This is a genomic window from Actinomadura coerulea (assembly GCF_014208105.1).
Classification (GTDB): Bacteria; Actinomycetota; Actinomycetes; order Streptosporangiales; family Streptosporangiaceae; genus Spirillospora; species Spirillospora coerulea.
This window is the reverse complement of sequence record NZ_JACHMQ010000001.1, coordinates 1354407-1377168: the sequence shown is the minus strand read 5'-3', so window position 1 is coordinate 1377168 and position 22762 is coordinate 1354407. Positions and strand designations below refer to the sequence as shown.

24 protein-coding genes are annotated in these 22762 nt (G+C 73.6%); 8 read left to right on the top strand and 16 right to left on the bottom strand.

What is annotated here, in order from left to right; genetic code table 11:
• Positions 1–4: 4 nt before the first annotated feature.
• Both BKA00_RS06440 and BKA00_RS06435 read right to left on the bottom strand, forming a co-directional pair.
• Positions 5–931, bottom strand: a complete 927-nt coding sequence (locus BKA00_RS06440) for an ABC transporter permease (RefSeq protein WP_185024037.1) — start codon at positions 929–931, stop codon at positions 5–7.
• A 6-nt stretch (positions 932–937) separates the two neighbouring features.
• Positions 938–2521, bottom strand: a complete 1584-nt coding sequence (locus BKA00_RS06435; protein WP_185024036.1) for a peptide ABC transporter substrate-binding protein — start codon at positions 2519–2521, stop codon at positions 938–940.
• 243 nt (positions 2522–2764) lie between these two features.
• Between BKA00_RS06435 and BKA00_RS06430 the strand changes: the two genes are divergently transcribed.
• Positions 2765–4147, top strand: a complete 1383-nt coding sequence (locus BKA00_RS06430) for a M20/M25/M40 family metallo-hydrolase (RefSeq protein WP_268248254.1) — start codon at positions 2765–2767, stop codon at positions 4145–4147.
• Between the two features lie 58 nt (positions 4148–4205).
• Here BKA00_RS06430 and BKA00_RS06425 read toward each other — a convergent pair whose 3' ends face one another.
• From BKA00_RS06425 to BKA00_RS38675, 3 genes are all read right to left on the bottom strand, one after another.
• Complete coding sequence (locus BKA00_RS06425) at positions 4206–4982, bottom strand: ABC transporter permease (protein WP_185024035.1); 777 nt, start codon at positions 4980–4982, stop codon at positions 4206–4208.
• On the bottom strand, positions 4979–5971 hold the full coding sequence (locus BKA00_RS06420; protein WP_185024034.1) for an ABC transporter ATP-binding protein: 993 nt from the start codon (positions 5969–5971) through the stop codon (positions 4979–4981). The genes BKA00_RS06425 and BKA00_RS06420 overlap by 4 nt, the downstream gene beginning before the upstream one ends.
• A 151-nt stretch (positions 5972–6122) precedes the next feature.
• A complete protein-coding gene (locus BKA00_RS38675) occupies positions 6123–6767 on the bottom strand; it encodes a PadR family transcriptional regulator (protein WP_185024033.1) in 645 nt (214 codons plus the stop codon).
• Between the two features lie 102 nt (positions 6768–6869).
• On the opposite strand from BKA00_RS38675, the gene BKA00_RS38670 reads away from it, so the two are divergent.
• From BKA00_RS38670 to BKA00_RS06400, 3 genes are all read left to right on the top strand, one after another.
• The gene (locus BKA00_RS38670) at positions 6870–7844 is read left to right on the top strand and encodes a hypothetical protein (RefSeq protein WP_185024032.1); all 975 of its coding nucleotides are present in this window, start codon (positions 6870–6872) and stop codon (positions 7842–7844) included.
• A gap of 63 nt (positions 7845–7907) precedes the next feature.
• The gene (locus tag BKA00_RS06405; protein WP_185024031.1) at positions 7908–8945 is read left to right on the top strand and encodes an MBL fold metallo-hydrolase; all 1038 of its coding nucleotides are present in this window, start codon (positions 7908–7910) and stop codon (positions 8943–8945) included.
• 110 nt (positions 8946–9055) lie between these two features.
• Complete coding sequence (locus tag BKA00_RS06400) at positions 9056–9694, top strand: pyridoxamine 5'-phosphate oxidase family protein (protein ID WP_185024030.1); 639 nt, start codon at positions 9056–9058, stop codon at positions 9692–9694.
• Between the two features lie 81 nt (positions 9695–9775).
• Here BKA00_RS06400 and BKA00_RS06395 read toward each other — a convergent pair whose 3' ends face one another.
• The gene (locus BKA00_RS06395; RefSeq protein WP_185024029.1) at positions 9776–9964 is read right to left on the bottom strand and encodes a DUF5302 domain-containing protein; all 189 of its coding nucleotides are present in this window, start codon (positions 9962–9964) and stop codon (positions 9776–9778) included.
• 142 nt (positions 9965–10106) lie between these two features.
• Here BKA00_RS06395 and BKA00_RS06390 point away from each other — a divergent pair, with 142 nt between their 5' ends.
• Positions 10107–11507 carry a cytochrome P450 gene (locus BKA00_RS06390; protein WP_185024028.1) on the top strand — a complete coding sequence of 467 codons (1401 nt, stop codon included), beginning with the start codon at positions 10107–10109 and terminating at the stop codon, positions 11505–11507.
• A gap of 30 nt (positions 11508–11537) precedes the next feature.
• Here BKA00_RS06390 and BKA00_RS06385 read toward each other — a convergent pair whose 3' ends face one another.
• Complete coding sequence (locus BKA00_RS06385; RefSeq protein WP_185024027.1) at positions 11538–11897, bottom strand: DUF7668 domain-containing protein; 360 nt, start codon at positions 11895–11897, stop codon at positions 11538–11540.
• A 97-nt stretch (positions 11898–11994) separates the two neighbouring features.
• On the opposite strand from BKA00_RS06385, the gene BKA00_RS06380 reads away from it, so the two are divergent.
• Positions 11995–12402, top strand: a complete 408-nt coding sequence (locus BKA00_RS06380) for a DUF2795 domain-containing protein (RefSeq protein WP_185024026.1) — start codon at positions 11995–11997, stop codon at positions 12400–12402.
• 6 nt (positions 12403–12408) lie between these two features.
• On the opposite strand, the gene BKA00_RS06375 is transcribed toward BKA00_RS06380, so the two are convergent.
• The 4 genes from BKA00_RS06375 to BKA00_RS06360 form a co-directional block, all read right to left on the bottom strand.
• Positions 12409–13923, bottom strand: a complete 1515-nt coding sequence (locus BKA00_RS06375; protein WP_230299259.1) for an FAD-dependent monooxygenase — start codon at positions 13921–13923, stop codon at positions 12409–12411.
• A 105-nt stretch (positions 13924–14028) separates the two neighbouring features.
• Entirely contained in the window at positions 14029–15630 is a 1602-nt protein-coding gene (locus BKA00_RS06370) for an acyl--CoA ligase family protein (protein WP_185024025.1), read from the bottom strand.
• A gap of 77 nt (positions 15631–15707) precedes the next feature.
• A complete protein-coding gene (locus BKA00_RS06365) occupies positions 15708–16571 on the bottom strand; it encodes a hypothetical protein (protein ID WP_185024024.1) in 864 nt (287 codons plus the stop codon).
• A gap of 49 nt (positions 16572–16620) precedes the next feature.
• Positions 16621–17775 carry a cytochrome P450 gene (locus BKA00_RS06360; RefSeq protein WP_185024023.1) on the bottom strand — a complete coding sequence of 385 codons (1155 nt, stop codon included), beginning with the start codon at positions 17773–17775 and terminating at the stop codon, positions 16621–16623.
• A 78-nt stretch (positions 17776–17853) separates the two neighbouring features.
• Between BKA00_RS06360 and BKA00_RS06355 the strand changes: the two genes are divergently transcribed.
• A complete protein-coding gene (locus BKA00_RS06355) occupies positions 17854–18396 on the top strand; it encodes a hypothetical protein (protein ID WP_185024022.1) in 543 nt (180 codons plus the stop codon).
• Here BKA00_RS06355 and murA read toward each other — a convergent pair.
• Together murA and BKA00_RS40305 are read right to left on the bottom strand one after the other, a co-directional pair.
• Positions 18393–19694, bottom strand: a complete 1302-nt coding sequence (gene murA / locus BKA00_RS06350) for a UDP-N-acetylglucosamine 1-carboxyvinyltransferase (RefSeq protein WP_185024021.1) — start codon at positions 19692–19694, stop codon at positions 18393–18395. The genes BKA00_RS06355 and murA overlap by 4 nt on opposite strands.
• Positions 19691–19888, bottom strand: coding sequence for an ATP-binding protein (locus BKA00_RS40305; protein ID WP_185035377.1), 198 nt, complete (start codon positions 19886–19888; stop codon positions 19691–19693). Before BKA00_RS40305 ends, murA begins: the two co-directional genes overlap by 4 nt.
• A gap of 25 nt (positions 19889–19913) precedes the next feature.
• Here BKA00_RS40305 and BKA00_RS40300 point away from each other — a divergent pair, with 25 nt between their 5' ends.
• Positions 19914–20036: a DUF397 domain-containing protein gene (locus BKA00_RS40300; protein ID WP_230299260.1), complete on the top strand. Its 123-nt coding sequence runs from the start codon at positions 19914–19916 to the stop codon at positions 20034–20036.
• Between the two features lie 243 nt (positions 20037–20279).
• Here BKA00_RS40300 and BKA00_RS06335 read toward each other — a convergent pair whose 3' ends face one another.
• The 3 genes from BKA00_RS06335 to BKA00_RS06325 all read right to left on the bottom strand — a co-directional run bounded on the left by BKA00_RS06335 (position 20280) and on the right by BKA00_RS06325 (position 22725).
• On the bottom strand, positions 20280–20903 hold the full coding sequence (locus BKA00_RS06335) for a LysE family translocator (protein WP_185024020.1): 624 nt from the start codon (positions 20901–20903) through the stop codon (positions 20280–20282).
• A gap of 55 nt (positions 20904–20958) precedes the next feature.
• The gene (locus tag BKA00_RS06330; protein WP_185024019.1) at positions 20959–21984 is read right to left on the bottom strand and encodes a M4 family metallopeptidase; all 1026 of its coding nucleotides are present in this window, start codon (positions 21982–21984) and stop codon (positions 20959–20961) included.
• Positions 21985–22131: 147 nt separating this feature from the next.
• Positions 22132–22725: a TetR/AcrR family transcriptional regulator gene (locus BKA00_RS06325; RefSeq protein ID WP_185024017.1), complete on the bottom strand. Its 594-nt coding sequence runs from the start codon at positions 22723–22725 to the stop codon at positions 22132–22134.
• Positions 22726–22762 lie beyond the last annotated feature (37 nt).

Below are 22762 nucleotides of genomic sequence, written 5' to 3'. Positions count from 1 at the left end.
CTCCTCACTCGTACCTGATCCGCGGGTCGAGCACCCCGTACAGAAGGTCCACGACCAGGTTGACCAGCAGGAAGATCAGCACCAGCAGGGTGACCGCGCCGACCACGACGGGGCCCTCCTTCAGCTGGATCGACTCGAACACCTGCCCCCCGATGCCCGGCAGGTTGAAGATGCCCTCGGTCACGACCGCGCCGGCCATCATGTTCCCGAAGTCGACGCCGAGATAGGTCACCACGGGGATCAGCGAGTTGCGCAGGGCGTGCCGCCCGACCACCCGCGCCCGCGACAGCCCCTTGGCGTTCGCGGTGCGCACGTAGTCGGCCCGCAGGTTCTCCGACAGGCTCGTCCGGGTCAGCCGCGCCACGTACGACAGGCCGAGGGAGCCGAGCACCATCCCGGGCAGCAGGTAGCTCATCGGCCAGCCGTCGTCCGTCCCGGCCGTGGGGAAGATCTGCCAGTGCAGCCCGAACACGAGCTGCGCGGCGTAGCCGAGCACGAACACCGGCACCGCGATCACCAGCGTGGTCCCGCTGAGGACGAGGGTGTCGGCGAACCGGCCGCGGCGCAGCCCCGCCCAGATGCCGAGCAGGATCCCGAGGACCAGCTCGAAGACCCAGGCGGTGACGGCGAGCTGCGCCGTCACCGCCCAGCGCCCGCTGAGCATCTCCGACACGCTCTGGCCCGTGTAGTTCTCGCCGAGGTCGCCCTGGAAGAGGCCCCACATGTACTTCGCGTACTGCACCAGCAGCGGGTCGTTCAGGTTGTAGCGGTCGCGGAGGGTCTCCAGGACGTTGTCCGGGACCGGCTTGTCCCCGGCGAGCGCCTGGATCGGATCGCCCGGCAGCGCGAACACCATCGCGTAGATGAGCAGCGTGGTGCCGATGAAGACCGGGATCGCCTGCAGGAGCCGCCGGAGGACGTAGCGCCACATCGCCGGCTACTTCACCGTCACTTCGGTGGCGATCAGGCCCGTCGAGAACGGGGTGATCGTGACGTTGTCCACCCGCTTGGAGCGGCCGCCCTCGCCCGCCCACGTCCACAGCGGGATCATCGGCATCTCGCGGATGGCGACGTCCTCGGCCTGGTTGTAGAGCGCGTTGGCCTGCGCCTGGTCCGGCGACTTGTTGGCCTTGGCGATGAGGTCGTCGAACTCGGTGCTCTTCCAGCCCATGCGGTTGCCCGCCGAGCCCCACATGTTCTCCAGGTAGTTCTGGGGGCTCGGGTAGTCGGCCTCCCAGTTCTGCCGGTAGGGGCCCTTCTCCTTGCGGTCGCTCAGCAGGGAGAAGTAGTCGGACGCGGGAACCTGCCGGAACTGGATGTCCTTGATGCCGAGGTTGTCGCGCAGGGAGTTGGCGACGATCCGCATCCACTGGGCGTAGGTCGGCTGCGCGTTGGAGAAGTACAGCTCCAGCGTCCCGGAGAATCCGCCGGCCTTGTCGAACAGCTGCCGGGCCTTGGCGGGGTCATAGGTGCACAGCTCGCCGCAGGCGTTGGCACGGTGCCCGGGGATGATCGACGGGATCAGCGAGTCGGCGGGGAAGTACGAGCCGTTGAAGACCGCCTTGTTGACGCCCTGGCGGTCGATGGCCATCGAGATGGCCTTGCGCAGGTCGGGGTTGGCGAACCGCTTGTCGAACAACGGGAGGCCGAGGTAGTCGGTCGTGCTCATCTTGCGGGCCAGGAACCGGTCGCCGAGGAGCCGCTTGGCCTCGGGGACCTTGGCCGAGGGGATGGTCTGCAGCACGTCGATCCGGCCCGCACGCAGGTCGGTGTAGGCGGTGTCCGCGCTGGAGTAGCTCTTCCAGGTGACGCCCTTGTTCTTCGCCTTGCGCGTCCCGGTGTAGCCGGGGAACGCGACGAGCTTGACCTGCTTGTTGCGCTCCCAGTTGCCGTCCATCATGTACGGGCCGTTGCCGATCGGGTGGTCGTCGAACGCCTTCGGGTCCTTGAGCCCGGCCTTGGGCATCGGCGCGTACGCCGGGTAGGTCAGCAGCAGCGGGAACTGGCTGAACGGGTCGTTCAGCGTGACCTTGAGGGTGTTCTGGTCGACGACCTCGATGCCGGAGAGCTTGTCGGCCTTCGGCTTGGCGTTCTCGTCCTCGGGGTTCAGGTCCGCGTACCCCTTGATGGACGAGAAGTAGTCGTTGGCGCCCATCGCGTTCGGCCCGTAGGCGGCGTTGTTCCACGCGTCGGCGAAGCTCTGCGCCGTCACCGGCTCGCCGTTGTGGAACTTCTGGCCGGCCCTGACCTTGATCGTCCAGACCTTCTGGTCGTCGGAGGTGACCGACTCGGCCGCCAGCGGGACGGCCTTGCCGTCCTTGGTCAGGTCCATCAGGTTGTCGAACAGCTCGGTGATCACGTCGAAGGCGTAGCTGCCGGTCGTGTTGGCCGGCATCAGGTGGTCCGGCTCGGAGTGGCCCACGGTGAACGTACCGTCGCTCGCCTTGGCGTCGTCCCCGCCGCAGGCCGACAGGCCGAGCGACGCGGCCAGCGCCACCGCCGCGAGACCCGCGGCGTTCAAGCGGAGACCCCTTCCGGCACCCCTCAGGCTGGTCATGCTCCTCCTCGGCCGTGTCGTTCGGCGGACGGGCGCTTCGCCGCCCGCCGTCCCTGGAACGTTCGCAGCGTCGTACTCAGCGTGGCAGTTCTGATACGGCGCTGACCGAGTCGCAACCGGATCGAGACGAACTTGATCATTCGTTGACACGGGTCGGCGAGGGAGCAGAATGAAGCCTCGTCGCGGAAGGCGAGCGGGGGGGCAGCGGTGCGGTTCGATCAGGCGGGCGGGACGGCCGGCGGCACGGTGGACGACACGGCCGGCGGCGACACGGCGGGCGGCGGGACCGGCGGAGGCCGCGCCGGCGCCGAGGCGGCGGCGATCTGCGCCGACCTCATCAGGTTCGCCACCGTGAACCGGGGCGAGGGGGTGGCCGAGCCGGAGCGGCCGGCCGCCGAGCACGTCGCCGGGCTGCTGGACGAGGTGGGCGTCCAGGCGACGATCGTGGAGTCGGCGCCGGGCCGGGCGAGCGTGCTCGCCCGCCTCCCCGGCACCGACCCGTCCCATCCGGCGTTCCTGGTCCACGGCCATCTGGACGTGGTCCCCGCCGATCCGGCGGAGTGGACCGTTCCGCCGTTCTCCGGCGAGGTGCGGGACGGGTACGTGTGGGGGCGCGGCGCCGTCGACATGAAGGGCAGCCTCGCCATGACGCTCGCGACCGTGCGGGCGCGGCTGCGCGAGGGGCGGCGCACGCGCGGCGACCTGGTCCTGGCGTTCCTGGCCGACGAGGAGTCCACCGGCGATCTCGGATCCCGGTACGTGGCGCGCGAGCACCGCGGGTTCTTCGAGGGATGCACGGAGGCGATCAGCGAGTCCGGCGGGTTCAGCGTGGACGCCGGCGGGGCGCGGATCTACCCGATCGCGACCGGCGAGCGCGGCACGACCTGGATGCGGCTGACGGCGCGCGGGACCGCCGGGCACGGGTCCAAGCCGGCGCCCGACAACGCGGTCGCCGAGATCGCGCACGCGGTCTCCCGGCTGGCCTCCCACGAGTGGCCCGTCCGGCTGACGCCGGGCGTGCGGGCGCTGCTGGACGCGCTCGCGGACGCCCTCGGCACGTCCATCGACCACGACCGCCTCGACGCGGAGGCGGCCCGGCTCGGCCGCGCCGGGCACCTGTTCGCCGGGACGATCCGCAACTCGGCGAACCCGACCCGGCTCGACGCCGGCTACAAGGTCAACGTCGTGCCGGGCACGGCGACCGCGCAGGTCGACGGCCGCTACCTGCCCGGCACGGGCGAGGAGTTCCTCGCCACGGTCGACCGGCTGCTCGGCCCGAAGGTGACCCGCGAGTTCATCAACTACGAGGAGGCCCCCGCCGCCGACCCGGCGGGCCCCACCTTCGCCGCGCTCGCGGGCGCGCTCCGCGCCGAGGACCCGCTCGCCCGCCCCGTCCCGTACGTGATGGCCGGGGGCACCGACGCGAAGTCGTTCCACCGCATCGGCATCACGAGCTTCGGTTTCGCGCCGCTGCTTCTCGGCCCCGAACTCGACTACTTCGGGATGTTCCACGGCGTGGACGAGCGGGTCCCGCTGGACGGTCTCGCCTTCGGGACCCGCGTCCTGGACCGCTTCCTCGACACCCGCTAGCGCGGGCGGGGGCTCCGGTGCGTGCGCGCCGCCGGAACCCCCTCGGGCCTCTCCCCTGTCACCGGGACTTCTGGTAGCTCCGAAGCGAGTGGACCGCGAGCCCGACCGCGGCCGCGGTCAGCACGAGGAGCCATCCGGCGTGCGCCGCGACGGCGGCCCAGTCGGGATCGTCGGCGAGCGCGCCGCGCGACGCGTCCAGGGCCCAGCTCACCGGGTTGCCGGCCGCCACGTGCCGCATCCAGGACGGCATCAGGCCCTCGGCCATGAACGCCGACGACAGGAACGTCAGCGGCAGCAGGAGCATCACGTTCAGGCCGATGATGGTGTTGCGGTCGCGCACGAGCAGCGCGAGCGTGTTGGACAGCGCGGCGAGGACCACGCCGATCAGCACCGACGCGGCGACCAGCACCGCCACGCCCGCGGCGCCGCCCGGATAGTGCGCGCCCGCCGCCCCGCCCAGAGCGATGATCACGATCGACTGGAACGCCGTGCTGAGAGCCTGCTCGACGACGCCCGCGTTAGCGATCGCGCCGCGCCGCACCGGCGTCACGAGAAACCGGTCGAGGGTGCCGCGCTCGATCTCGTCCATGGTCGCCATCCCGGCGAAGGAGTTCAGCGACACCGCGTTCATGACCACCACGCCGGGCACGATGTAGTCGAGGTAGGACTGCGCGCCGAAGCCGGGCAGCTCGGCCACCTTCCTGAACAGCTGGCCGAACAGGAACAGCCAGATCATCGGCTGCGTCAGCGTCATGACGACGACGGCCGGGTTGCGCAGCAGCGCGGTCAGCCGGCGGTGCGTCATCCACCAGGTCCCGGTCACGAGCGCGGTCATCGGGCACCTCCGGCGGCGGTCTCGGCGCGGTCGGGGACGCCGGCCCCGGCGAACCGCCGTCCGGCGTGGCGCAGGTACACATCGTCCAAGGACGGCCGCGCGACGGTCGCCGCCGACGCGGGGACGCCCGCCTGGTCGAGGGCGGCCAGGACGGCGGGCACGGCCGCCGCGCCGTCGTCGGCGCGGGCGCTCAGGCGCGGCCCGTCCAGGACGACCTCGCGCACGCCGGGCAGGCGGCCGAGCGCCTCCCGCACCGCCGGCTCGGACGGCGCCTCCCGCCACTCCACGTGGACGGCGTCCCCGCGCAGCTCGCCCTTGAGCGAGTCGGGGGTGCCCTCCACCACGACGCGGCCGCGGTCGACGATCGCCAGCCGCCGCGCGAGCCGGTCGGCCTCCTCCAGGTAGTGGGTGGTCAGCAGGATCGCGAGCGCGTCGTCGCCCGCCAGCCGCGCGATCTCGGCCCACATGGACGCGCGGGCCTCCGGGTCGAGGCCGGTGGTGGGCTCGTCGAGGAACAGCACGCGCGGCCGGTGGACGAGGCCGAGCGCGACGTCGAGCCGCCGCCGCATCCCGCCGGAGTAGGTCTTCACCTTCCTGCCCGCCGCGTCCTCCAGCCCGAACCGGGCGAGCAGCTCGGCCGCGCGGCCGCGCACCCGGGTCCCGCCCATCCCGTGGAGGCGGCCCTGCAGGACGAGGTTGTCGCGGCCGCTGGCCTCGGGGTCGGCGCCGGACCGCTGCGACACCACGCCGATGGCGCGGCGGACCCGGTCGGGCCTGCGCAGCACGTCGTGCCCGGCCACGGCCGCGGTGCCCGCGTCCGGCCGGATGAGCGTGGTAAGGATCTTGACGGTGGTGGACTTGCCCGCCCCGTTGGGGCCGAGCAGCCCGAGGATCTCGCCCGGCCCGACCGTGACCGACAGGCCGTCCAGGGCCCGGACGTCACCGGGGTAGTTCTTCACGAGGCCCTCGGCCTCGATGGCGTTCGCCATGTTCTCCTCCGTGCCAGGAAACGTTCCGCACGAAGGGCCCCGGATAGGCTGGTGTCGCGTCACGCCGCCAGGGCCCGCCTCGCGCGGGTTCTCGGTGGTGGGTCCCGGCCCGGCGGAGGTGTTGCAGCACCGCCGCCGGGCCTTCCGCTCGCTAGTCCTCCGGGGCTCCCCTCTCCGCCAGCTCGGCGATCTCGGGCGGCATCTCGCCGGTCGCGTGGAAGGAGCGCCACAGGTCCAGGTGCGGCAGCGTGCCGTCCTCGATCTCGGTGAGGAGGCCGCGCACCCACGCGGCCTCGGCGCGCCGCATCGCGAGGTCGTACTCGGCCTCCAGCAGGAACAGGCGCGGCACCTCCTTCTCGCCGTCCAGGGCGGCCTGGTCCGCGGCGATCTCCCGGTCCATGGAGTCGAGGCGGCCGCGCAGCAGCGCCGCCACCTCGTCGGGGCCGAGCGCGCCGAGGACCGAGAGCCCCGCCTCGAAGCGCGGCCGCTCGCGCTCGGGCACCCCGATCAGCTCCCGGACCCAGTCGGCCAGCTCGTCGCGTCCCGCGTCGGTGATGCGGTAGACGGTGCGCTCGGGCCGCGCCCCTTCTCTGACGCTCCCCTCGACGGCCAGGAACCCGTGCTTCTCCAGGTTGCCGACCACGGTGTAGAGCGAGCCCCACTTGATGTCCATGTCGCGGTCCTTGCCGCGGGCGCGCATCAGCGACGCCATCTCGTAGGGGTGCATCGGCCTGGCGGTGACGGTCGACAGCACGGCGAGCCCCAGCAGGTTGCCCACCTTGCGCCGCTTGGCCACCTCAGCCTCCTCGTGAACGAGTATTCGCGGACGAGTATGACAGCCGCCACCACCTCCGTCCACCCCCGATGCACGCGCACGCGGTGCGGGTAGAGATCGGACGTGGACTTCTCCAGCGCGGCCGACGACCTGTACGGCGTCCTGCCCGCCGACTTCGTGGAGACCCGGAAGCGCCTCGCCCAGGAGGCCAAGAGGGAGGGCGACGCCGCGCTCGCGAAGCGGATCGGGGCGCTGCGGCGCCCCACGCTCTCGGCATGGGCGGTGAACCTTCTCGCGCGCTCGGCCGCGGACGAGCTCGCCGGCCTGCTGGACGTCGGCGAGGAGATGCGGGCGGCCTGGGGCTCCGGCCGCGGCCTGGGGGACCTGGAGCGCCGCCGCGCCGGGCTCGTCGGATCGCTGGTGCGGACCGCCGGCCGGCTCGCCGAGGACGCGGGGAACACGCTGCGCGAGCAGGCCGTCCGCGAGGTGGAGGACACCCTCCAGGCCGCCACCGTGGACGCCGGTGTCGCCGAGGAGGTCCGCGAGGGACGGCTGTCGCAGCCCCGCAGCCACTCCGGCTTCGTCCCCGCCGGGTTCTCCATGGCGCCCGCGGAGCGCGAGGAGCCCGCGGACCGCGAAGAACCCGCAGATCGCAGAGAGCCCGCGGACCGCAGAGAGCCCGCGGAAGCCAAGCCCGCGGACGAGCCCCCCGAGCGCAAGCCGCCGCCCGGGAAGAAGGCGGAGCCGGCGAGGTCGAACGTCACGCGCACGAGCGCAGCCCGCGCCAAACGGGCGGAGACGCTGCGCAAGCGCGCCGAGCAGGCCGAGGACAAGCTGGCCGAACGCGAGGAGCGCGCCGGCGCGGCCCGGCGCGAACTGCGGGAGGCGTCCGCCAGAGTGGGGCATCTCCGGCACGAACTGGAACGGGCGATCGCCGAGCGGGATGCCGCCTCCAGAAGGGCGGACCGCGCCGAGGACAACCGCGCCCGCGCGGAGGAGGCCGTTCGCGAGGCGCGCGACGCCGCCGCCGAGGCCCGCCGCGCGGCCGCCCGCGATCCCCACCAAGGGCGGCCCGCGACGGGGGTGGGGCGGGGATAAAGGGGATGTCCGGGATGAAGTAGGTTCGTCCCGAACGAGATTCGACAATAGAGGGGGCACGCGGTGGCGGCACCGGTCGTGGAGCAGCCGACTGACTGGACCGAGCCGGGCGCTCACCCGGTGGCGCCGGGGGTCCACCGGGTCCCCCTGGCGCTGCCGATCCCCTCGCTGCACGCCGTCAACGTCTACGTCATCGAGGACGCCGAAGGCCTCGTGGTCGTGGACTCCGGCTGGGCCATGCCCGACACGGAGTCCTCTCTCGAAGGGGCCCTCGCCACCCTCGGGCACCGGCTGGACGACGTGGCGCAGTTCCTCGTCACCCACGCCCACTGGGACCACTACTCGCAGGCCCTGGCGCTGCGCGAGTCGTTCGGGACGCGGGTGCGGATCGGGCGGGGCGAGCGGCCGTCGATCGAGGCGTTCGACACCCGCCGGGGGCTGCACCCCCGGCAGGTGGAGCTGCTGCGCCGGTGCGGCGCGGACGCGATCGCCGACGAGATCGCGGGCCGGCCCGTGGAGCGTTCCGAACGGGACGTCCCGCACACCATGCCGGACGCGTGGCTGGACGACGGGGAGCGCGTCGCCCTGGCCGGGCGGGGCCTGGACGTGTTCGCCACCCCCGGGCACACGCGCGGCCACATCGTCCTGCGCGACGCGGCGGCCGGCCTGCTGTTCGCGGGCGACCACATCCTGCCGCACATCACGCCGTCGATCGGGCTGGAGACCGAGCCGGAGCCGAAGCCGCTGCGCAGCTACCTGGAGTCGCTGCGACTGGTCCGCGACATGCCGGACACCGTGCTGCTGCCCGCGCACGGCCCCGTGCGGCCGAGCGTGCACACCCGGATCGACGAGCTGTTGGAGCACCACGCCGAGCGGCTGGACGCCGCCGCCGCGCAGGTGCGCGCCGGGCGCGCGACGGCCTTCGAGGTGGCGGCCGCGATGCCGTGGACGCGCCGCAGGCGCAGCCTCGGCGACCTGGACGCGTTCAGCCGGATGCTGGCCGTGCTGGAGATCGAGGCGCACCTGGACGTCCTCGCCGACCGCGGCGTCCTCGACGCCCACGAGGAGGGCGGCGTCCGCCGCTACGCCGCGCGGCGCTGACTCCCCCGCCCGGACGGGTACACCCCTCGCGGACCGCCGCCACCGCCGCCGGAGGACCGGAACCTCCCGGGTTACGCTGATCTTCGGATTCTCCGGCGGAAGGAGCGGCGATGACGGTCGCCCCCGAGTTCACAGCGATCACCTCCGCGGCGGAGCTGCGCGAACTCCTCGGCACACCGATGCGGCGGGCGGTCGACAAGGAGCGGGTCGCGCTGCACGACTGGGACCGCGAGTGGCTCGCCCGGTCCCCGCTCTGCCTGATCGCCACCAGTGACGCCGCCGGGAACTGCGACGTCTCCCCCAAGGGCGACCCCCCGGGCTTCGTGCACGTGATCGACGACACGACGATCGCCGTCCCGGACCGCCCCGGCAACCGCCGCGCGGACGGGTTCATGAACGTGCTGAGCAACCCGCACGTCGGCCTGATCTTCCTCGTGCCGGGGCGCACCGAGACCCTGCGGATCAACGGCCGGGCCACGCTGGTCCGGGACGCGCCGTTCTTCGGCGAGATGGTCGTCAAGGGCCACCGGCCGGCCCTCGCGCTCGTCGTGGAGATCGAGCAGATCTTCTTCCACTGCGCGAAGGCGCTCATGCGCTCCCGACTGTGGTTGCCGGAGTCGTGGGAGCCGGAGGCGCTGCCGCCGCACGCCCGGATCGTCAAGGACGTCCAGTACACCGAGGAGAGCGTCGAGGAGCTCCGGGAGTACTACAGCGAGGCGAACTACAGCAAGAAGCTCTACCAGGCCTGATACGGCGGCGCCCGGGGGAGGGCGAGGAACGGAACGACCCCCGCGCGATCCGCGCGGGGGTCCTTCGGTGGTGCGGCCGGATCAGCCGCTCTTGCGGCGGAACTGCCGCTGGTGGTCGGCGCGCTCGTGGGTGCCGCGCACCTTCGAGCCGCTCCGGCCGCCTGCGCCGGCGTTCTTGCTCTCCGCGCCGCGCTTGCGCTCCAGGGCCTCCCGGAACCTGCGCTTCACCTCGTCCTCGCCGTCTTCGGGCGCTCCTGCGGAGTCGGCCATGCGGACCTCCAGCTCTTGTATGGGCACCCCTAGCGTCACACACCCCGCGGTGGCCGCGGGCCCGTGCACGCCGAAAGATCGCCGTGGGAGATTCCAGCATAAACCGGCCATCGACAATCGTTCTCTCCTAGGGTTTGTGCACGTGGAGCCCCAGACGCCGCAGGCCGAACCCGCCCCCGCCCATCCGCCGCTGGAGGCGATCGCCGTCCAGCCGCTGCTGAACCGCGACTACGAGACCCGTCCCGCGGCGTTCTACGAGCGGCTGCGGGCGGAGTACGGTCCGGTCGCGCCGGTGGACGTCCTCGGGGTCCCGGCCTGGCTCGTCATCGGCTACGCCCAGACGCTCGACATCCTGCGCGACCACCGCGGGAACTGGAGCCGGAGGGTCGGCACCTGGCGCGCGTACCGGGAGGGAGCGGTCCCGGCCGACTGGCCGATGCTGCCGGTGGTCGAGTCGGACAACTGCGGTTTCCGCGACGGCGCCGACTCCACCCGGCTGCGCGGCGCCTGGAGCGAGGGCCTGCGGCCGTTCCAGGACCGGAGCAGGCCCGAGGCGAAGGCGCTGGAGCTCGCCGTCCGGCGGTACGCCGACGAGCTGCTCACGCTGATCGCCGAGAGCGGCGGCCGGTCCGGGGAGGCGGACCTGTCGGCGCGGTACGCGCGGCCGCTGCCGCTGATGGTGATCGGCCGGCTTCTCGGATCGGGCGCCGACGACGGCGACGAGCTGATCCTCGACCTGTGGCGGGTGATGGACGCGGGCCCGGACGCCCAGGAGGCGTCGGCCCGGCTGATCGCACGGGTCGCGGACCTGTGCGCGGCGCGGGTCGCGGCCCCCGCCGAGGACCTGCCGTCCTTCATGCTCGCCGCCGTGCCCGACCTGACCGCCGAGGAGCTCACCGCCGAGATGGCGATGATGACCGGCCTCGTCGGCGACGTGACCGCGACGCTGATCAGCAACACCATCAGCGAGGTGCTGATCGGGGAGACCGGCGCCGGCGACAGCCTGTCGGCCGGGATGCTCCAGGAGGCGATCAACCGCGCCGCGGCCGCCAACCCGCCGATGGCGAACCTGGCGTTCCGGTGGGCGAAGGCCGACGTGCGCCTCGGCCGGTTCCAGATCGCGGCGGGCGACCCGGTCATGGTCTCGCCCGCCGCCGCGCACCAGGACCCGGCGTTCGCGGCGGGCGGCGGGCCCGACTCGATCTACAGTTCGCGCGCCCATCTGGCGTGGGGCGCCGGCCCGCACGCCTGCCTCGGCCGCGACCTCGCCACCACCATCACCACGATCGCGGTGGAGCGGCTCTTCGAGCGTTTCTCCGGGCTGCGGCTCGCGCTGCCCGCCGACCAGCTCGTGTGGCGCTCGTCCCCGCTGATACGCGGCCTGCGGTCGCTGCCGGTCACCTACGAGCTGGCCGGTGACCCGCCCGAGCCGCGGCCCTCCCCCGCCGCCGAGGAGGCGGCCGGGCAGGAGGACCCGGACGAGGGCGGGCAGACCTCGCTGGTGCGGCGCGTCCTGCGGATGATGCGGCTGTCGCAGTCCTGACCGGCCGCACCGTCCGCGGAAAGCGCCGGCTCACCCGGCGGCGGCCTCCCCGATGCCGTCCACCTCGACGGTCCACACGCCGTCCATGACCTCGGTCAGGGTGAGCCGCAGCGCCAGCGCGGAGCGTCCCTCCTGCGCGGTCCACAGGGGGAGCGCCACGCGGAAGGCGCGCTCGCCGTCCGCCACCTGCTCGACCGCGGTCACCTCCAGGTCCGCGAAGGCGCCGTCGGGCGGGCTGATCAGTTCGCGCCCGGACGCGGTCACCGCGCCGGCCATCTGCGAGGCGCTCAATCTGCGTCCCTCGGTGAGGGTCTCGAGCTCCTCGTAGTCGCCGCGGACCAGCAGCCCGACCACGACCCGGACCGCGTTCACGCCCTCTTCCGGCAGCATGCGCCACACCGTACCGCGCCGCCGCCGCGCGACCGCCCGCATGTTTGGACACGCGCGCCTGGGAACGTTCCGTCCGGTAGACGGCAGGGAGGAAGAGATGCCAGACAAGAGCGACAAGCACGGCCCGAAGCTGGACGAGGAGATCGGCCGCGAGACCCAGGGCATGGTCAGCGGCGGCCACCCCACCCACGCCGAGGAGTTCAAGGAGACCGAGCCGTTCTCCGACGACTACCCCGCCGACCCGGCGGGGGCCACCGCCGGGGACCGCGAGGGCTCCCCGCCCGGGATGAGCGCGCGGGACGTGGAGGGCCGCAGCGCCCTGGCCCGGATGCTCAGCGGCGTCCGCTACCCGGCCCGCCCGAACGAGCTGGTCCGGCACGCGGCCGAGGGCGGCGCCCCGGACGGGGCGCTCGACCAGCTGCGCACGCTGCCGAAACGCGAGTACGAGAACGTCGCCGACGTGGCCGAGGAGCTCGGCTACGGCCGCGAGGAGCGGCGCTACTGACCGCCTCTAACGGTCGGCGCCGCTGACCTCGGCGCCGGGCCCGCACCACCGGACCAGCGCGTCGCGGATCGCCGCGGCGCGCTGGTCCGGGGCCGTCTCGTCGGTCGCCCAGGCGATGTATCCGTCCGGGCGCACCAGGGCGGTGGTGCGCGTGGCGCCGCCGGCGAGGGCGCAGTGCACGCGCCCGGCCCACCGCTTGGTCGCCAGGTAGGTCACCGCGGGGTCGTTGGCGGCGACGACCAGCACGAACCTCCCGTCCCCCAGCAGCCGGTAGAGCCTGCCGGCGCCGCCCGCGAGCGGAACGTCCGGGGCGCGCCGCCCGGTCAGCGGGTGCGACCCGCGCGGTGCCGGGTAGGCGATGTCGATACCGGAGACCGCGGCCGCGACCCGCCGCGCGGCGGGCGGGACGCGGGTCGCCGCGAACGCCGCCGCGGCGCGGGCCGCCCGCACCGCGCGGGGCTCGGCGAGCGTGAACCGCAGCAGCGCGCCGCTCCTGCGCAGGACGAGCCTCCCGACGGGATGCCGCTCCTCGTGGTAGCTGTCGAGCAGCCAGGACGGCGCCCACCCGCGCAGTTCGGCGGCCAGCTTCCACCCGAGGTTCGCCGCGTCCTGCATCCCGGTGTTCATGCCCTGGCCGCCCGCCGGCGAGTGGACGTGCGCGGCGTCCCCGGCGAGGAAGACCCGTCCCACGCGGTAGCGCGGGACCTGCCGCTCGTCGCTGTGGAACCGGGACGTCCAGCGCGCGTCCCGCATGCCGTGGTCGGTCCCGAGGGCGCGCCGGGTCACCGTGCGCAGCTCCTCCAGGTCGACCGGTTCGGAGTCGGGCGCCTGGTGGCGGCGGTTCCACGCGATCACCCGGTACCAGCCCTCCCCGAAGGGGGCCACGAACGCGAACGCGTCGCCGACGGCTCCCGCGGTGAGCGCGTCCGCGGGCGCGTCGTCCAGCCGGACGTCGGCGAGCATCACCGACCGCACCACCGCGCGGCCGGGGAACGGAAGCCCGAGCGCCCGCCGGACGGTGCTGCGGACGCCGTCGGCGCCGACGGCGTAGGACGCGCGGAACGTCCGCGCCCCACCGCCGGCGATCCGCGCGTCGACGTCGACGCCCGCCGCGTCCTGGCGGAGCCCCACGGCCTCGGCACCGTGCACGATCTCCGCGCCGGCGGCCACGGCCCGCTCCTTCAGGACGCGTTCGGTCTCGTACTGCGGCGTGACGAGGACGTACGGGAAGCGGCCCGGTAGCCGGGACATGTCGAGGTCGGTGGAACCGAGCAGCCGCAGCCGCCCGGCCCGCGTCCCCGTCGCGACCAGCTCGTCGGCGACGCCGCGCGCGTCCAGCAGCTCCAGGGTGCGGGCGTGCACGGCGAACGCCCGCGTCAGGCCGGTCGTCTCCTCGGCCCGGCTCTCCAGCACCGTGCACCCGACCCCGGCGGCAGCCAGGTCCCCCGCCAGCAGGAGGCCCGTCGGGCCCGCCCCCACGATCAGCACGTTCCCGGTCGGTCCGTCTGTGGGCGGCATCATGCTCCCCTCTCGCTCGCACCCGGAGGCCCGGATGCCCGGCGCACAGGACACTTCCCGCGAACCGCCGCGCCTCACACGGCGGCAGCCCTTGCGGTGGCAGGGTTCTCAGCCCTGGACGCGGCGGTCGTGCCCCGCCCACTCCCGCTCGCGGAGCTGGAACTTCTGGATCTTGCCGGTGGACGTCTTGGGCAGCTCGGCCACGAACTCCACCGTGTCGGGCGCCTTGTAGCGGGCGAGGCTCGCCCGGACGTGCTCGACCAGTTCGGCCTCGGTGGCGGTGCGCCCGTCGCGCAGGACCACGAACGCCTTGGGGCGTTCCCCCCACCTGTCGTCCGGCACCGCGACGACGGCGACCTCCAGCACCGCCGGGTGCGAGTCGATCGCCCGCTCGACCTCGACCGTGGAGATGTTCTCCCCGCCGGAGACGATGATGTCCTTGGACCGGTCGCGCAGTTCGACGTACCCGTCGGGGTGCCGGACGCCGAGGTCGCCGGAGTGGAACCAGCCGCCGCGGAACGCGCGCGCGGTGGCCTCCTCGTCCCGGTGGTAGCCCTTCATGACGTTGTTGCCGCGCATGACGATCTCACCGAGCGTCGTCCCGTCGGCCGGAACGTCGTTCATGCCGTCGTCGACGACCCGCAGCCCGTCGGTCTGGACCATGCCGACGCCCTGCCTGGCCAGCAGCCGGGCCCGGTCCCCGGCGGGCAGCGCCGCCCAGCCGGGCTGCGGCTCGCACACCGAGTACGGCCCGTAGGTCTCCGTCAGCCCGTACACGTGCACGATGGCCGCGCCGAGCCCCTCCATCTGCCCGATGATCGTCGGGCTCGGGGGCGCGCCCGCCGTCGTGACGGTCAGCGGCCGCTCCAGCGGGTGCGCCTCCGCCGCGTTCGCGATCGCCACGAGCACGGTCGGGGCGCCGTTGAGGTGGGTGACGCCCTCGGTGTCGACGAGCCGCCAGATCTCTGCGGCGACGACGGCGCGCAGGCACACCTGCGTCCCGCCGATCGCGGCGAGCGCCCACGGCGTGCACCAGCCGTTGCAGTGGAACATCGGCAGCGTCCACAGGTAGACGCTCTCGGGCGTGTGCCGGGAGTGCACGACCTCGCCGAGCGCGTTGAGGTAGGCGCCGCGGTGCGTGTAGACGACGCCCTTGGGCCGTCCCGTGGTGCCGGACGTGTAGTTGATCGAGATGGCGGCGTCCTCGTCCCTGACGGCCCAGGGCAGCGGGTCGTCCGAGCCGCGCGCCATCAGCTCCGCGTAGCCGATGCCGCCGACCGCCGGGTCGGGGTCGGCGCCGTCCGCGGGGATGGTGACCAGCAGCGGCAGGCCGCCCGCGAGCGGCGCCACCGACGGATACAGCCCCGCGTCCACGACCAGCGCCTTCGCGCCCGAATGGTCGAGGATGTAGCGGATCTCGTCCGGCGCCAGCCGCGTGTTGATCGCGACGAGCACGGCCCCGGCGAGCGGCACCGCGAAGTGCGCTGCGAGGAGCTCGGGGATGTTGGGCGCCAGGTAGGCGACCCGGTCCCCGGGCTCGACTCCCGAGGCGCGCAGCGCGTTCGCCAGCCGGGTCGTCTCGGCGGCGAACTCGGCGTAGGTGGCGCGCCGGTCCCCGTAGGCGTAGGCGGTCTTGCCGGGGAACACCTGCGCCGACCGTTCGAGGAACGCGAGCGGGGTGAGCGCCGTGTGACCCGGGCCGTTGTCCATCGGGAGCCTCCGGTGCCGTCGGATGTGGCCTGCCTCCCCAGGATCCCACGCGCACCCGCCCCGCACCGGGGCGGCGGCTACCGCTCGGCGTTGCGCGTCAGGACCGAGACGGCCCTGACGGTGGCGTACCCGCGCCACTCCAGTTCGGCGGCGGGCGAGTAGGACGCGAAGTCGACGCGCCATCCGCCGTCGTCCTCCTGCATGCCGTCGAGCCGCCGGAGCTCGGCGGCCACGACGTCCGGCTTGAAGAGGGACCGGGCGGGGCGCCCCGGGAAAGGCGCGAAGTCGAGCGGGCGCAGCGTCTCGTCCTCGAGGCCGCCCTCCACGTGCACGAGGCCGTCGTCCGGGATGTGCCCGCCGAGCAGGGCGACGGCCTCGGTGTCCTCGACGGCGTCGGCCAGCCACATGGCGAACTGCGCCTCCAGGGCGTGCAGCGTGTCCTTGCCGCGGAGCGAGTCGAGGCAGTAGCGGGTGGCGCGGTCGAGCCAGGGATGCTCCGCGACCGCCGGGTCGTGGACGGCGACGCGCTGAGCCGTGGCGGCGACCACAGAGGTGATCTGCAGAGAGGACGTCCCGGGGTCCGCGCCAGCCCAGAACGGCGCACAGCCCGCGGGGTCGGGGATGCGCAGGGCGAACGGAAGACCGCCGTCGGGCAGCGTCACCGATTCCAGCCAGTCGCAGAGCGCGGCCGCCTCCGGTGCCGTCACCGGCGCCAGCTCCTCGAAGACCTCGAACGCGTGCAGCGCGGGGCCCGGCTGGCTCGTCCGCGACCGCAGGTCGGGCTCAAGGCCGTGGCCGTATCCGCCGTCGGGGTTCCGGTAGGCGTTGAGCGCGGCGAGCAGCGCGTCCCGGTCGCCCTCCCCGGTCAGCAGATCGAAGCGGCGACGGTCCAGGGGACGCGCGTGCAGGGCCATGAAGTCGGAGGCTTTGGTCAGGTCCATGCCCCAAGCCTGGCCGCGGCGGGCGCGCCCGTCTTGTAGGTTTCGGCCATCACCAGGTAAGGAACAGCTCCCTGGGCGAGCGGTGGATCAGGCTCGGCAGCATCTCCACCGGCTCCTCCACGCGCAGGCCCGGCAGCCGCGCGGTCAGCTCCTCCAGCGTCACGCGGACCTGCTCCCGGGCGAGCTGCGAGCCGGGGCAGGCATGGACTCCGTGCCCGAAGGCCAGGTGCCGCGCCGGCGCGCGGGTGATGTCGAACTCGTCGGGACGTTCGTGAGCCTCGGGGTCGCGCCCGGCGGACGCGAAGGCGACGAAGACCTCGGCGCCCGCCGGCAGGTCGGTACCCGCCACCCGCACCGGCCTGGTCGTGACCCGGCGGAACCCCTGGATGGCCGTGTCGAAGCGCGCGGCCTCCTCGACGGCCGCCGGGACCAGGTCGGGCCGGGCGCACAGCAGCTCCCACTGCTCCCGGTTCCGCAGCAGGTGCAGCACCGCCGTCCCGATGAGCGCCGTCGTCGTCAGGTGCCCGGCCAGCAGCAGGTTCTGCAGGTTGGAGATCAGCGTGCCGTGCGGCTCGATCGCGCGCACCATCTCGCCGCACAGGTCGTCCCCCGGCTCCCGGCCCCTCACGTGCGCGTCCAGCACCCGCTTCATCCCCGCGACCCGCTCGGCGGCGGCGACCTGCTCGTCCGTGGTCATCGGCCGGAAGACCAGATCCTCCGCCCGGTAGCTGCCCTCGACGAGGGCGGGCACCTCGCCCGGGTCGATGCCGAGCATGTGCCCGATCACCTCGCCCGGCAGGACGCGCGCGTACCGCCCCATCAGCTCGACGCGGTGGTCGCCGGCGAAGGACGCGACCAGTTCCCGGGCCCGGCGGGTGATGAACGGGAGGGCCGCGGCGACGCGCCTCGGCGACAGGCCGCGCGTCAGCGGCTCGCGCACCCGCCGGTGGTCGTCGCCGTCCGCCGTGAGCACGACGGGGCGGCCCTGCGGCAGCGGCCGCAGCACGGCGACGGCCTCGGGCCCCGGCACCACGTCCGGCCGCAGCGCGTTCGCCGAGGAGAACGTCTCCGGATCGCGCAGCACCGCCCGCGCGTCGGCGTTCCGGGCGACGAGCCACGCGTCCAGTTCGGGGACGAAGGTCAGCCCCTCGGCCTCGCGCGCCCGGGCGTAGAACGGGTACGGATCGGTCCGGTCGAACTCCACGGCACCCCCTCCAGCGTCTGATCACCACCGTAGGAAAAGAAAATGCGGCGCGGGAGGGCTCCGGCCTAGCCTGGCCGGATGGACGTGAGCTTCGAGCGGACGGGTGAGCGCCGGTACGCGACCGTCGTCAGCCTCCCGGGCCGGCAACCGCGCCGGATGGACCCTGCCCCCGGTTACGACGACCACATCCCGCATGATCTCGTCCACTACCTGGTCGAGGCGGAGATGGGCCTCACGTCCGGCGTGTTCGGACGTGCCGCGGCGGGGGGCGGCGAAGGCTTCAACGAGACGGTCGAGGCGCCCGGCGACGCGCGGCGGCGGGCCAGGGAGCAGCGCCGGCTGAAGAGGCGGGAGGCCTTCCTCAACCGGTCCGACCCCGGCGACATGGGAAGGTCGGAGTACCTCGCGGGCCTGTGCGACCTCGCCTGGCGCCGCCGCGCCGGCGCCCGGACCCCCGCGTGGGCCGAGCGCCGGCCGATCCCGCCTGAGGACAGGCCCGCGGTCGACCGCGTCCTGGCCCGGCTGGAGGAGCTGGCGCCGCTCTGGCACCACCTGCCCGTCGGCGGGTCGCTCACCTTCACCTGGCCCCGGACGGCTCCGGCCTCCGGCGGCCCGTCCTAGCCCGCCCGCAGCGACAGGCCCAGCGCCCGGAACTGCTCGACCGGACGGTGGTAGCCGCGCTCGATGTGGTGCACGCCCCGCAGCGTGGACGGACCCTCCGCGACCGCCGCGGCCAGGACCGCCGAGAACCCGGCCCGGATGTCGGGCATGGTCACGTCGCCGCCGCGGAGCTTGGTCACCCCGCGCACCACCGCCGAGTGCAGCGCCGCCGTGTCGTGGTACCGGCAGGCGGGGCCGCCCAGGCACGTGTCGTAGACCTCGATCTCCGCGCCCATGCTCTGCAGCGCCGGGACGTAGGCGAGCCGGTTCTCGTACACGGTCTCGTGCAGCACCGACATGCCGTCCGCCTGGGTGAACAGCACCATCAGCGGCGTCTGCCAGTCCGTCGCGAACCCGGGGTGGGTGTCGGTCTGCACCGCCGCGGGACGCAGGCCGCCGGGCGCGGACGCCATGATCCAGTCGTCGGTGATCTCGAACTCGGCGCCCATCCTGGTCAGCGTCGTGATGGCGGTGACGAGCCGGTCCTGCGGGCAGCCGTGCACCCGCACCTCGCCCCCCGTCACCAGGCCCGCGACCAGGTAGGAGAACGCCTCGATCCGGTCGCCGCCGAGCCGCGTCTGCGCGCCGCTCAGCCGCTCGACGCCCTCCACGACGATGCGCCGGTCGGGGGCGAAGGAGATCCGCGCGCCCATCCGCTGCAGGAACAGCGCCAGCTCGGTGATCTCCGGCTCGGTCGCCGCGTTGCGGATGACGGTCTTGCCCTCGGCCCGAACCGCCGCCAGCAGCACCGTCTCGGTGGCGCCGACGCTCGGGTACGGCAGTTCGATGCGCGTCCCGACGAGCCGCGTGGCGTGCGCGTGGATCCCGTCGGCCGCGAGCGACACCTCCGCCCCGAAGGCCCTCAGCGCCTCGACATGGAAGTCGACCGGCCGCCGCCCGATCGGGTCGCCCCCGACCAGCGGCACGAACGCCTCGCCCGCCTGGTGCAGCAGCGGGCCCAGCATCAGGATCGGGATGCGGTTCAGCCCGGTGAACGCCTTGCCGACGCTCGGGTCCGACACCGGTCCCGGCACGACGGTCACGTCGCCGCCGGACCGCTCCACGGTCATCCCGACGTGCTCCAGCATCCCCGCCGTGATGCCGACCTCGCCGACGTCCGGCGCGTTGCCGATCGTGCTCGGCCCGTCCCCGAGCATCGCGGCGACCATGTGCTTGCTGACCGCGTTCTTCGCCCCGCGCACGGTGACGTCCCCGCGAAGCGGGCCCGACGGCTCGATGTGCCACAACTTCTCAGTCACCCGAGCAGCCTACGGCGTCCAGGACGGCGGCCCCCCAGAATTCGCCGCAACCCCGGCGCGCTCCGGTCCTTGCGGACGACCTCCGCCCACACGCAGGTGCCGCCGCCCGCGCGCCGCACGCCCCACCGCTCGGCCACCGCCGTGACGATCATCAGCCCGCGCCCGCTCTCCTCCTCGTCCCCGGGCGCCCGCACCCGCGGCCTCCCTCCTCCGCCGTCCGTGAGCTCCACCCGGACCCGCGCCGCCCGCGACTCCAAGGACCCGGAGGGGCCCGTCCTCCAGTTCGGCGCCCACGACTGGGCGGCCTTCCTCGCCCGTATCAAGCGGGGCACCGGCCGCTAGAAGGTGCGGGCCGCGTCGACCAGAAGACGGCTCGCCCGCTTCCATGCTCGGCTGGCGTTGCGCGTTGTGACGCCGACTCCGGATGCGGCGACGCGCTGGTGAGCGCGGAGTGCCTGTCCGGCGAGGAGCTGCGCGAACGCCACACGGTCTGGACCGCCTCTCCCGGGCTTCGCCAAGCTGACCGGCCGTTAAGAGCCCACCTGGGCTCCCGCATGATGGCGTTCGCCGTGACGGTCACCCCGGTCAGGGCCGGTCGGCCAGCAGGTTCGCGGCGAAGCCGAGGAAGGCCACCCCGCTCAACCGCTCCATCCGCCGCCGGAACGACGGACGCCGGAGCCGCTCCCCCATCGCCGCGGCCGCGCCCGACACGAGCCAGAACCAGACCGCCAGTTCGACCACGTCGATCGCGGTGAACAGGACCGTCGTGCCGAACACCGGCGCGCCCCGCGGCATGAACTGCGGGACGAGGCTCATGTAGAAGACGCCCGCCTTGGGGTTCAGCAGGTTGGTCGCGAGCCCCGCGCGGAAGGCCGCACGCCGTCCCGCGGCCACGGAGGGCTCCGGGGGCTCGGCCTCGGTCTTCCCTCTGCCGCGCCACAGAGCCGTCGCGCCGAGCCAGACCAGGTAGGCGGCGCCGCAGACGCGCACCGCGGTGTACGCGACGTGCGAGGCGGTCAGAAGGGCGGTCAGGCCGACCGCCGTGGCGAGGCCCCACACCGCGCATCCGGCCATGACGCCGAGCGCCGCGGCCAGCCCGCAGCCGCGTCCCCCCGCGACGGAGGTCCGCAGCACCAGGAACGTGTCGAGTCCCGGCACCACGTTGACGATCATCGCGGCGACGGCGAAGGCGAGCGCGGCCGTGATCATGAGCGAATGCTACGACGCCCCTGACGGCCGCGCCACGCCCCCGACGATCATGCGGTCACAGGATGCCCCGCGCGGCGAACGCGTCCGTCGCGGCCCGCGCGGCCGTCGCCCCGTACAGGCGCTGCGCCGCCGCGACGGTCGCCTCGGCGGCGGCCTTGAACGAGGTGTCCGGCGCGAACGCGAACTGCGCCTCGACGATCAGCGTGCTCGCCCGGGCGTCGCCGAGCGCCTGCCGGATGTCCCACAGGGCTCGCGACCAGATCTCGCCGTCGGCGTGGACCTCACCGCGGACGTCCTCCGGGTAGTGCTTCGTCCCGTCCAGCCTCCGCAGGCAGTGCGTGGGCCCGGACGTGTAGGAGACCGAGTCCCAGTCGGCGACGCACGGCTCCGGGGTCTTCGCCGGTGTGCCGGTCGCCCAGCTCGTGACCGCCACCGCCAGGTAGTCGCCGAACGCCTCCCCGATCGCGCCCGACTCCAGGTTCGTGCCGAATCCGGTGACCTGCCCGTCCTGAACGGAGTGACCGTACTCGTGGACGATCACCTCGGCGTCCTCGGCGTCGTCCACCCCGCCCTTGCCGAGCGTGATGTTCGCCTTGTCAGGGCGGAAGAAGGAGTTGTCACCGCCGTACTGGTTGATCCGCAGCTCGATCTGCCGCTGGTTCACCGGGCGCAGACCGGACCCGAACCCGAGGTGCTGCAGGTACCGCTGCGCGGTCGTCACCCAGTAGTAGCCCATCACCTGCTCGAACTGGTCGGAGTCGCGGTGGTAGGCGGGCAGGGCGCCGCCGTCGATCCGTGCGGCCTTGCCGGTGTCGCTCTTGACCCGGACGTACCGGCCGGTGAGCGAGCCGGACCCGTCGAGATCGGTGAGGGTCGACTGCCGGTAGGCGGGCGCGAGGGCGGCGTAGTCGGCGTCCTTCGCGTCGGTGAGGGACTGGTCGCCGAGCTGCTGGACGGGATTGGGGGAGAAGGCGGTCCCGGTGGCGGTCGCACCGAAGTCCGCGGCGGACGCCGCCGGCAGCGCGGCCATGAGGGGAAACGCGGCCACGGCCGCCAGGGCCAAACGTCGTGTGTTACGCATGGGCGGACGGTATGGCCAGGTCCTGTCCGGGAACAGGTCCAATCCATGCCGTGTCCAAGTCTGTCGGGCATCGCCCGTTCGCGGACCCGCACACTGGCGAGGTTTGTGCTGGTGCCGGTGCCATTCCGTTCCAGGCGCGGCGGCAGATCAGGACGTCGAGGCGGGGCGCTCGGTCCAGGAGTCGGCGAGCGCGCACAGTTCCTCAAGCGCCGCCTCGACGCGCTCCCGGTCGCCGGTGGTGAGGAAGTCGGCCTGCAGACCGGAGTAGGCGCCGTTGAGGAACGTCGCCTTGACGCGGGCCGGGCCAAGGGCGAGGCCGCGGGCGGTGAGGGCTCCGGCGACGAAATCGGCACGATCCGCCAGGAACGCCGGAACCCTGTCGCCGAGACGGCCGGCCGCCGCGAGTCCTTCGATCTCGAGCACGAGCCGGGTCCGCGCGATGTTCTCCGGGGCGAGGTGGCGGTCCCAGGAGTCGCGGACGACGGCTCCGATTCCGCGTGCGGTGTCGTCCCAGCCCTCGGTCGCGTGGAGCTGCTCGTGCTGGACCTCGTCCAGGCGTGACAGCAGGGCGGCGAGGAGCGCGTCCTTGTCGGCGAAGTGGTGGGTCAGGACGCGCGTGCTCTGCCCGAGGGCCTGGGCGATCGGACGCATGGACAGGCCGGACATCCCGTGCTCGGCGAGGTGGTCGAGCACCGCGTCGAGGATCTCGGTGCGGCGGTGGGGGTCGCGCGGCCTCGGCACTGGCGGTTCCCTTCCGTGGTCGGGGCGTCCAGCCTAT